Below are 10,337 nucleotides of genomic sequence, written 5' to 3' on the forward strand. Positions count from 1 at the left end.
CGGCGGCCAGCCGGGCGCGCAGGTCGTCGACCAGCGCCGCGTGCGCGGCGCGGTTGCCGACCTCTTCGGTAACGGTCATCACGCTATCCTGTCGCCTGAGTTAGTCGCCGATAACTGGAATTCAGGTTAGTCTTGGTTAACCAAGATGTCCAGATCGGCGGAAAGGACCGCGTGTGACCAGTGCCGAATCCGTCGCGCCCACCCGTCGCGAGCAGTTGAAGGCGCAACGCAGGGCGCACCTGCTGGAGGCGGGCGCCCGGCTCATCGCCGACCGGGGATTCCTCGGCATGCGCCTGGACGACCTGGGCGCCGCCGTCGGGATCAGCGGTCCCGCGGTCTATCGGCACTTCCCGAACAAGGAGGCGCTGCTGATCGAGTTGCTGGTCGGGGTGAGTCAGCGGCTGCTGGACGGCGGCAAGGCGGTGGTGGTGGCGACGAATTCGGCCGAGCAGGCGCTCGCCGGGCTGGTCGACCACCATTTGGACTTCGCGCTCGGCGAGCCGGAGCTGATCCGCATCCAGGACCGAGACCTGGACAACGTCCCCGCCCCGGCCCGCCGGGAGATCCGCCGCACCCAGCGCCAATACGTGGAGATCTGGGTGGCGGTGCTGCGCGAACTGCATCCGGAGTTACCCGAGGAGACGGCGCGGGTGCAGGCCCACGCCGCCTTCGGCCTGATCAACTCGACCCCGCACAGCGCGAGCACGGCGACCGGGGTCCGAGCCCGGCCGGTGCTGCGCCGGATGGCGCTGGCCGCCTTGGGTTGAGCGCCCCCTCATCGAGCGCTCCACCCGCCATCCATCGTGTACGACGCGCCGGTGACCATGCCCGCATTCGGTGACGCGAGCCAGCCCACCAGTGCCCCTACTTCCTCCGGCTCGACGAGGCGTTTGATCGCGCTCTCGGTGAGCAGGATCTTTTCCACCACCTCCTGCTCCGGCACGCCGTGTGCCTTGGCCTGGTCGGCGATCTGCTTGTCCACCAAGGGCGTTCGCACGTAACCGGGGTTGACGCAGTTGCTCGTCACGCCGTGTGGACCGCCCTCGAGTGCGGTGACCTTCGACAGGCCCTCCAGCCCGTGCTTGGCCGTCACGTAGGCGACCTTGTACGCGGAGGCGCGCAGGCCGTGCACCGAGGAGATGTTGACGATCCGTCCCCAGCCGCGCCGATACATGTGCGGCAGAGCCGCGCGCACCAAGAGAAACGGTGCCTCCACCATCAGCGTGAGCAGATCGCGGAACCGCTGCGGGGCGAGGTCCTCGATCGGGCTGATGTGTTGTACGCCGGCGTTGTTCACCAGGATGTCGGCTTCCAGCTCCAGTGTTTCCAGCGACGCGACGTCGAGCAGGTCCACCGCCCACGACTTTCCGCCCAGCTCACCGGCCACGGCCTTCGCACCGACGTCATCGATGTCGGCGACGGTGACCACCGCGCCGCGCGCCGCGAGCGCACGGGCGCAGGCCGCGCCGATGCCGCTCGCGCCGCCGGTGACCAGGGCGGTGCGCCCTGCGAGATCGTTCATCGCGCAGTCACTTCGGCGGTCCGCACGCCGAGTCTTTCGGCGTCGGCGAGGTCGATGCTTTCCAAGCTCAGTCCTTTCGTTTCCCGGGCAACCAGCACGGCGATCGCACTGATCGCCGCCGCGCCGGCCAGGTACCAGGCGATCGGCACGGCGGAGCCATAGGTGTTGAGCAGTCGGACGGCGATGATCGGAGCCAGCGACCCGGCCGCGATCGAGGTCACCTGATAGCCGAGGGACACACCGGAATAGCGCATCCGGGTGGGGAACATTTCGGCCATGATCGCGGGCTGCCCGGCGTACATGAAGGCGTGGAAGACCAAGCCGATGACGATGGCGGACATGATGATCGCGTTGTGGCCGCTGTCCATCATCGGGAAGGCGAAAAAGCCCCAGGTGCCCGCGGTGAGGGCGCCGACCAGGTAGACCGGCCGCCGGCCGAAGCGGTCGGAGAGCTTGCCCACCAGCGGGATCATCCCGAAGTGCACTGCGTGCGCGGCGAGCAGCCACCACAGGATGACTGTGGTGTCGGCGTGCACCTGCACCTTCAGATAGGTGATGGTGAAGGTGACCACGAGGTAGTACATGACGTTCTCGCCGAAACGCAGACCCATCGCGGTGAGCACGCCGCGCGGGTAGTGGCGCAGCACCTCGACGACGCTGAGCGAGGTCGCCTTGATCTGCTCGGCTTCCCGCTGCGCCGCGACGAAGATGGGTGCGTCGGTGATCTTCGTGCGGATGTAGTAGCCCACCAGTACCACGACGGCCGACAGCCAGAACGCCACCCGCCAGCCCCAGCTGAGGAACGCCGCGTCCGACAAGGTGGAGGTGAGCACCAGCAGCACCACCGTCGCCAGCAGGTTGCCCGCTGGCACGCCCGCCTGCGGCCAGCTCGCCCAGAAACCGCGGCTGCGGCCCGGACTGTGCTCGGCGACCAGGAGCACCGCGCCGCCCCATTCCCCGCCGACCGCGAAACCCTGGATGAAGCGCAGGATCACCAGCAGGGCGGGCGCCCAGTAGCCGATCTGCGCGAAGGTGGGCAGGCAGCCCATCAGGAACGTCGCGGCGCCCACCAGCACCAGGCTGAACTGGAGCAGCTTCTTGCGGCCATACTTGTCGCCGAAGTGCCCGAACACCACGCCGCCGAGCGGGCGGGCGGCGAAACCGACGGCGTAGGTCACGAAGGCGGCCAAGATGGCGTCCAGATCGCTGGTGCCCTTGGCGAAGAACACCTTGCTGAACACGAGCGTGGCGGCGGTGCCGTAGAGGAAGAACTCATACCACTCCACCACCGTGCCCGCCATCGACGCGGCCACCACCCGCCGCAAGCCGCTGATTTCGCCGGGATCTTTCGGCTCTGCCGGGTTCGCCCCGGCGCTGTGCACCCTCATCGCACATCTCCTTCGTGCCCGGGGCCACACTTCGGGTCTCGATGTGACGGCCCCCACAATGCTTTGGCTGAACCGAGTATTCGTGCAGACGAAATGCGCCGCAATGACCATTAATGCAGCATGCATCTGCGACGATGCAGATATGAGCCCGGCTTTCGCGGGGTCACCCCGGCGTCCCAGCGCCGATGACCTGCTCGTTCTGCTCGCGGTCGGACGATCCGGCCGCTTCGTCACCGCGGCCGAAGAGCTCGGCATCAACCACACCACGATCTCGCGCCGGATCGCGGCGTTGGAACAGACCCTCGGCGGCCGCGTGCTCACCCGGGTGACCGGCGGCTGGGAACTGACCGACCTCGGCAAGGAGGCCCTCGCCGCGGCCGAGGCGGTGGAGTCGGCGGTGAAATCGCTCGCCGCGGACGCGGGCGGCAACCGCGTGCTGGAGGGCGTGGTCCGAATCTCGGCGACCGACGGCTTCAGCGCCTACATCGCCGCGCCCGCCGCCGCCGAGGTGCGGCGGCGGCATCCGAAGATCACCGTCGAGATCGTGGCGACCACTCGGCGGGCGTCGCAACAGCGATCCGGGCTGGACCTCGAGGTGGTGGTGGGCGAGCCGCAAGTGCACCGCGCCACCGCCATCCATCTGGCCGACTACTGCCTCGGCCTCTACGGCTCGCGCGAATACCTGCGCGAACACGGCACTCCCGCGACCATCGACGAGCTGGCCCGGCACCCGCTGGTGTACTTCATCGATTCCATGCTCCAGGTCGACGACCTGGACCTGGCCTCCAGCTTCGCCCCTGCCATGCGCGAATCCGTCACCTCCACCAACGTCTTCGTGCACGTCGAGGCCACCCGGGCCGCCGCGGGCCTGGGCCTGCTGCCCTGCTTCATGGCCGACCGCCACGCCGACCTGGTCCGCGTTCTCGCCGATTCGGTGACGGTCACCCTCGGGTACTGGCTGGTCGCCCGCGCCGAAACCCTCCGCCGCCCAGAAGTCGCCGCCGTCGTCGCCGCGATCCGAGCCATGGTCGACGACCAGCGCGACACTCTCCTCGGCCGGCCGCGCTGATCTTTCCGGCAACTTCGCCGACCGCTGCGCGCCCCACGTCGTGTGCTGCCTCGACCGGCTTCGGAACCGATTTCGCGCTGCTGCCGGGTCGATCGTCCTCGGGTGGCTCGATCGGCCGCTGATCTGTGCAGGCGGGCCTGCCCGGCAGTCTCCGCGGGGCCGCGAACAACGTCGGCAAAGGCGAGCGCGGCGGTGTCGTGGTAGCGTATTTCATTGAATGATCGTTTAGTCAATGAGGTTGTGGTGAGTAGCCGACGAGAACAGGCTGAGTGGCGGCGCGAGCGTTTGCTCGACGCGGCCTTGGACGTGTTCGCCGAAAAGGGGATCGACGGGGCTTCGGTCAAGGACATCGCGGCTGCCGCCGGGGTGGCGCCTGGCCTGCTGTATCACTATTTCGCGGGCAAAGAAGCGCTGGTGACCGCGCTGCTGCGGGAGCGAGGGTTCGCGCGGCAGTTGCGCGAATTGCTGGAGCAAGCGCGCGGGCGGTCGGCGAGCGAGGTCCTGCCCCGGGTGATGCGCGAGTTCGACGGCCTTCTGGCCCGCAACGCCAAGCTGCTCAGGCTCTTTTTCGCCGCGGGTCATTCGCACGAGAACGTACGGGCCGTGCTGGCGGAGTTCGTGGCCGAAGGGCAGGCCGCGATGGCGGACTACCTGCGTTCACGCGTGGCAGCGGGGGAATTGCGCGATCACGATGCGCACACCACCGCGACCGCCCTGTTCGCGACGCTCGCCGTCGGCCGCAGCGCCGCAAGCCCGGTCGATGTCGACGAGTTGGTCGGTCTCGTGCTCCACGGCCTCATCCGACCTGATGGCGGCACGCCGCCCGAAAGAGAGATTGCTGGTGAATGACATGAAGGTGCAATGCTGCGTGGTAGGCGGCGGCCCCGCCGGGATGATGCTGGGGACCTTGCTGGCCCGGCAGGGCGTCCAGGTGACCGTGCTGGAGAAACATGCCGACTTCCTGCGCGATTTCCGCGGCGACACGATCCATCCGTCCACCCAGGAACTCATCCATGAGCTCGGCTGGCTGGACGAATTCCACCGGCTCCCGCACAGCACGATGGATCGGGTGACCGTCGCTGTCGGTGGTACACCGGTGACATTCGCGGATTTTCGAAAGCTGCCGGTCCGCAGCCCCTACATCGCGTTCATGCCGCAATGGGAGTTCCTGAACTTCCTTGCGACAAAGGCCGCGACCTTCCCCGGCTTCCGGCTTCTACAATCCACCGAAGTCACCGATCTGCTCATCGAGAACGATCGCGTCGTCGGCGTACGGGCGACCACCGGCACGGGGCCACTCGAGATCCGCGCCGACCTCGTCGTCGCGGCCGACGGCCGGCACTCGCGCATGCGAGACCAGGCCGGTTTGCGTGCCGAGGCGAGCTCGCCACCCATGGACGTCCTGTGGTTCCGGCTGTCGCGGCGGGAGACGGACCGGGTGGAGTTCTTCCAGGGCGGCAAAGGGGCAATGGTCGCCATCGACCGCGGTGACTACTGGCAGGTGGCATACACCATCCCGACGAACTCCTATCAGGAGTTACGGGCGCTCGGCATCGACGAGTTGCGCAGCAGGATAAGCGAATTAGCACCCGCGTTGCATGACCGCGTCCACGAACTGGCCGGCTGGGATGACGTCCACCAGCTCACGGTACGTGTCGATCGGCTCGACAACTGGTATCGACCGGGGCTGCTCTGCATCGGCGATGCCGCGCACGCCATGTCGCCTGCAGGCGGTGTCGGAATCAACCTGGCCATCCAGGACGCCGTCGCGACCGCGAACCTCCTCGGCGCGAAACTGCTCACCCAGAGTCTGACCGATGCCGATCCGCCACGCGTGCAAGCGCGCCGCCAGCTGCCGGTCAAGCTGACCCAGCTGTTCCAGCTGGCCATCCTGCGCGACCTCTACCCCAAAAACCTCGATGACAACACAGCCATCCACGTGCCGCCGATCTTCCGGGTTTTCCGGCGGCTACCCGCGCTGCGTCACGCGGTGGGCCGGTTCATCGGACTCGGCGTTCGGCCGGAACACATCCGGAGCTGAACCCGGACGACAACCTGATACGGAGATCGTGCCAAGACACCGTCGTCACCTTGCCGGGGCACCGATCAGCCGAGCAAATACCACGTCATCGGGCGCGAGGTACGATTGTTGTCCATTGGAGACGTTGCCGGTATCACCGCCGACACCGGCACGAGAGTTCCCACCCTGGCGGCCGCGCGTCGGCCAGGGTGGCAGTACACCCAAGTCGATGAGACCGGTCGGGTGGTGGCCCCCGTGAGAAATGAAACCGCGATCCTGTCGGAGCCGCTCCGGGAGGTGACGGCGGAGTATGTCAACTGGCTGGCCGTGACGGACTCGGCGACGCTGGCTCGCCGGGCACGGCATTTCGCATCCGCCGCGCAGTTCGGTGTGGATCAGCCCGCCGCGATGCGGCGGTTGCACAAAGCAACGAGCACCATCGCCAAGGCCGACGGGCTGGAGGACTTGCTCGGCCGCGTCTTGGACACAGCGATCGCACTGATCGGCGCGGACTTCGGGAACGTGCAGCTTGTCGACCCGGCCACGGGAGCGCTGCGGATCGTGTCCCAGTGCGGCTTCGGCCCGGAATTCCTCGACTACTTCGCCGTGGTCGACGACCCCACCTCCGCTTGCGGACGAGCCTCGAAAACCGGTGAGCAGACCGTCATCACCGACACCCGCCTCGACCCCTCGTTCGCCCCGCATCACGAGATCGCCGAACGGTCGCGATTCCGATCCGTGCAGTCCACGCCGCTGCTGACCTACGACGGGGAACTGATCGGCATAGTGTCGACCCACCTGTCCCGTCCGCACAGCGCGTCCGCCCGCGAACTCCGCGTCATGCAGCTGTTCGGCGACGTCGCGGGCGAGGCGATCGCACACCGGCTCGGCGCGGCGAACGCCATCGACCCGATCGGGCGGGCGATGGTGACGGCGCTCTTGGCTCCCACGGTGGAACTGGGCGAACCCGCGCGGAATCTGCCTCGGGTCGCGTCGCTGGAGCCGCCGACCACCGGCAGGCTGGACGCAGTCACGCCGGAACCGTCCTACACACGGCCCGAACTCACGGTCTCCGAATTCGCGGGCGACATCGTCGACGATCTCTTCTCGGTGAGTATGACCCTCCATGGCGCGTGCAGCCTCGTCCGAGACGGCCTCGTCCGCGAACGGCTCGCTTCAGCTGTTGACGGCCTCGACGAAACGATCCGCCAGATCCACGCCAACACCTTCCACGTAGTGCCCGAGGATCTTCCCGATTAGAGGTTCGTTCGGCCCAGCAGGGGATGGGCCAGGAAACTCGAAAGCTCTACGCCGACAGGGCATAGACTCCAGGGCACTGCGCCGAGTCGCATGGCATCGAAGCCCCGATCATCCGGTGCGGAAGCGAACTGCGACAGGCCGATTCCAACGAATCGCACATCCGTTGCCGTGCTGTTGACCGTCCCGCTTCGCATCACTCACGGTCCGGGGCTCGCATCCGGTGCGCTCGAGTGGCACATGGCTGCGGCAAAGTGCGAGAAGGCCATCCATGGTGTGCCACTCGCGAGTATTCCCGGCTAGATGTGGCGACATGCGTGTCAGCGGCGGTCGGGGAGTTGGCCCCGTTAGGGTGAGGTAATGGCTTCGCTTTCCGATCCTGACGTGCGTGAGTTTCTGTCCCATGGCACCAGAACGGCGAAGGTGGCGTTTGTGGCGGCGGATGGTAGGCCGATGGTTACGCCGGTCTGGTTCGTCCTCGAGGGGGATGAGCTGGTTTTCAACACCGGCAGGTCGAGCGTCAAGGGGAAGGCGTTGGCGCGGGACGGGCGGGTTGCGGTGTGTGTCGACTTGGAGGGGCCGCCGTACGCTTCGGTCCAGGTGCAGGGCATCGTGACGCTCTCGGAGGACCCGGATGAGCTGCTTCGCACCGCCACCGCGATCGGTGGCCGCTATATGGGGGCGGATCGGGCCGAGGAGTTCGGGATGCGCAATGGCGTACCCGGTGAGCTGGTGGTCCGGGTGCGGCCAACCAAGGTCATCGCCCACTTCGACGTAACCGCCTGACCCTGCCCATGAGCACCGCGTCCATGCCTGGTTGCCCGGTCCAGTCCGGCGGAAACCGCGGGGCCGGTGTGCAGTGGCCGCACATGTAGTGCCACCCGGAGGTCCGGCCGGCTGTTGGGTGATGGTCCAGGCTTGGCCGCTGAAGGTGGTCACGTGGGATTTCGAGCCGAGGTTCCGCCCGGGATAGCCCGCTACATCTGTTCAGGCGCCGGGCATGCCTGTCCGGAGCGGCGCTAGCGGCATCGACGTCGATTTCGCCGGGCCGGGTGCGATCGATGCTCGCGCTGCGTTCGGTCGCCGGGGTCGGCGGTGCGCCGGTCAATACACTCGGCGCATGACCGTGCATTTCATCGGGGCCGGGCCGGGTGCGGCAGATCTGTTGACGGTGCGCGCGGTCGAACTGTTGCGCGCGTCGCCGGTGTGCTTGTACGCGGGTACCTATCTGGATCTGCGGGTGCTGTCGTACTGCGCGCCGGATGCCGAGTTGATCGACACCCAGCATTTGGACCTCGACCAGATCACCGATCACCTGGTGCGGGCCGACCGCGCAGGCAAGGACGTGGCTCGGCTGTGTTCGGGAGACCCGTCGCTGTATTCCGCGCTCACCGAGCAGACCCGCAGGCTGGATGCGCAGGGTGTGCCGTGGGATGTCACGCCGGGCGTGCCCGCTTACGCCGCGGCCGCCGCATTGCTCGGCGCCGAGTTGACGGTGCCGGAGCTGGTGCAGTCGGTCGTGCTGACCCGCACGCAGGCCCGGTCGACCGCGATGCCCGAGTCGGAGGCGTTGGCGAACTTCGCCGCCACCGGCGCCACGCTCGTGCTGCACTTGGCCATCACCCGCATTCGGACGCTGGCGTCCGAACTGGCCGCCGGCTACGGTCCGGACTGCCCGGTCGCCGTCGTCTACCGCGCCAGTCAACCCGAGCAGCTCGTCCTGCGCGGGACCCTGACCGACATCGCCGACCAGGTCGAGGCCGCTGGTCTGCGCCAGGCCGCGGTGATCTTGGTAGGCCGAGCCCTCACGCCCTCGGTCTCTTGCGCGGAATCGCACCTCTACGACCCGGCACGAGTGCGCGGGAGCACCGGTCCCAGCCGCTGATAACTCAAAGGTTCGCGAGCGAACGACAGCGGAGAGGGACTCGAGGTGTGTCCACAGGGGGAGGCGCACGGGGCGGGCGCAGCTCCTCGAGGTCGCAGGCGCTGGGCCGGTCCGCTCCGCTGGCCGTAGTGATCTTGGTCGCGTGGCACGGATGCTCCGGAGCGGCGCGTTCGGGCCCGGTGTGAGAACGGCAACACCCCCCTTGCGAACCCCTCACAATAGCGCTGCCTGTGGTGATGTCGTCTGGCTATGGAGGTTGGTTGGTCGGGCGCCGGGGGCGACGGTAGATTGTTCCGGTGATTCGCGACGGCAGTCCCGGCGGAGCCGGTCGGTGGGCTTTGGGCACGGTCGCGCCCATGTAACAACGCCGGCCTGCTGGACAGATAGTTCAAATGAACATTTTTGCCTGATTGATATGAGAACTGAACCGGAGATTCGGGCGCCACGCTGGGACAGGTGAGCGCCTACTCCGGGTGTGGTCGGGGAGCGCTTGCGTGGTGTTCCGGAAGCGAGGTTACGGTTGGACCGGCTGGATTTCGGCGGAAACGGCGAAACTGGTAGCGAACGGGCACACGCGGGCTCTGGGGTAGCACCCGAGGGGTCCGGTGTCTTTCCGTTGTCGCCCGCCCAGCTGGGCATCTGGTACGCGCAGCATGTCGACCCGCAGGTGCCGATCACCATCGCGCAGTACGTCGATCTGCACGGTGCGCTGGATGTCGATGTGCTCGAGCAGGCCAGCATCGACGCCTCGCACGAGCTGGGTTCCGGTTTCCTCCGGATCATCGAGCGCGACGGCGAGCCGCTGCAGTTCGTCGACCACTCGATCGCCGACTACGACAAGGTCGTCTACGTCGATCTGCGTGACGAGGCCGATCCGGCCGCCGCGGCGATGGCGTGGATGCGCGCCGAGTACAGCCGCCCGCTGGACCTGACCAACGACCGGCTGATCATGATCGCGGCGCTGCAATTGGCCGACGACCACTGGTACTGGTATTCCCGCGCCCACCACATCGCGCTCGACGGCTATGGCGCGATGACCAACCTCAATCGGATCGCCGAGCTCTACACCGCCTACGTCGACGGCGCCGAGGCCGCCAAGTCCAAGGCGACCGATCTGCACACGCTGTATGAGCAGGAGATCGCCTACCGGGAGGGCACGCGCTTCACCTCCGACAAGGAGTACTGGGCCGAGCGGG

10 protein-coding genes are annotated in these 10,337 nt (G+C 67.4%); 8 read left to right on the forward strand and 2 right to left on the reverse strand.

Going from position 1 to position 10,337, the window contains the following annotated elements; genetic code table 11:
- Positions 1–173 precede the first annotated feature (173 nt).
- The gene (locus NA4_RS35375; protein WP_067479956.1) at positions 174–767 is read left to right on the forward strand and encodes an SACE_7040 family transcriptional regulator; all 594 of its coding nucleotides are present in this window, start codon (positions 174–176) and stop codon (positions 765–767) included.
- Between the two features lie 8 nt (positions 768–775).
- Here NA4_RS35375 and NA4_RS35380 read toward each other — a convergent pair whose 3' ends face one another.
- Both NA4_RS35380 and NA4_RS35385 read right to left on the reverse strand, forming a co-directional pair.
- Positions 776–1,522 carry a 3-hydroxybutyrate dehydrogenase gene (locus NA4_RS35380; RefSeq protein ID WP_067479957.1) on the reverse strand — a complete coding sequence of 249 codons (747 nt, stop codon included), beginning with the start codon at positions 1,520–1,522 and terminating at the stop codon, positions 776–778.
- A complete protein-coding gene (locus tag NA4_RS35385) occupies positions 1,519–2,910 on the reverse strand; it encodes an MFS transporter (protein ID WP_067479958.1) in 1,392 nt (463 codons plus the stop codon). Before NA4_RS35385 ends, NA4_RS35380 begins: the two co-directional genes overlap by 4 nt.
- A gap of 142 nt (positions 2,911–3,052) precedes the next feature.
- Here NA4_RS35385 and NA4_RS35390 point away from each other — a divergent pair, with 142 nt between their 5' ends.
- The 7 genes from NA4_RS35390 to NA4_RS35420 all read left to right on the forward strand — a co-directional run.
- Entirely contained in the window at positions 3,053–3,979 is a 927-nt protein-coding gene (locus NA4_RS35390; RefSeq protein ID WP_245671738.1) for a LysR family transcriptional regulator, read from the forward strand.
- A gap of 285 nt (positions 3,980–4,264) precedes the next feature.
- The gene (locus tag NA4_RS35395; RefSeq protein ID WP_067479959.1) at positions 4,265–4,828 is read left to right on the forward strand and encodes a TetR/AcrR family transcriptional regulator; all 564 of its coding nucleotides are present in this window, start codon (positions 4,265–4,267) and stop codon (positions 4,826–4,828) included.
- Complete coding sequence (locus tag NA4_RS35400; RefSeq protein ID WP_067479969.1) at positions 4,818–6,020, forward strand: FAD-dependent oxidoreductase; 1,203 nt, start codon at positions 4,818–4,820, stop codon at positions 6,018–6,020. The genes NA4_RS35395 and NA4_RS35400 overlap by 11 nt, the downstream gene beginning before the upstream one ends.
- A gap of 234 nt (positions 6,021–6,254) precedes the next feature.
- Positions 6,255–7,259, forward strand: coding sequence for a GAF domain-containing protein (locus NA4_RS35405; RefSeq protein ID WP_067479961.1), 1,005 nt, complete (start codon positions 6,255–6,257; stop codon positions 7,257–7,259).
- A 357-nt stretch (positions 7,260–7,616) separates the two neighbouring features.
- Entirely contained in the window at positions 7,617–8,042 is a 426-nt protein-coding gene (locus NA4_RS35410) for a PPOX class F420-dependent oxidoreductase (RefSeq protein ID WP_067479963.1), read from the forward strand.
- 334 nt (positions 8,043–8,376) lie between these two features.
- On the forward strand, positions 8,377–9,141 hold the full coding sequence (gene cobM, locus NA4_RS35415) for a precorrin-4 C(11)-methyltransferase (RefSeq protein ID WP_067479965.1): 765 nt from the start codon (positions 8,377–8,379) through the stop codon (positions 9,139–9,141).
- Between the two features lie 616 nt (positions 9,142–9,757).
- A partial coding sequence (locus NA4_RS35420; protein ID WP_169811190.1) for a condensation domain-containing protein occupies positions 9,758–10,337 on the forward strand: 580 nt, incomplete at its 3' end.

This window comes from Nocardia amamiensis NBRC 102102, from assembly GCF_001612745.1.
In the GTDB taxonomy this organism is placed as follows: Bacteria; Actinomycetota; Actinomycetes; order Mycobacteriales; family Mycobacteriaceae; genus Nocardia; species Nocardia amamiensis.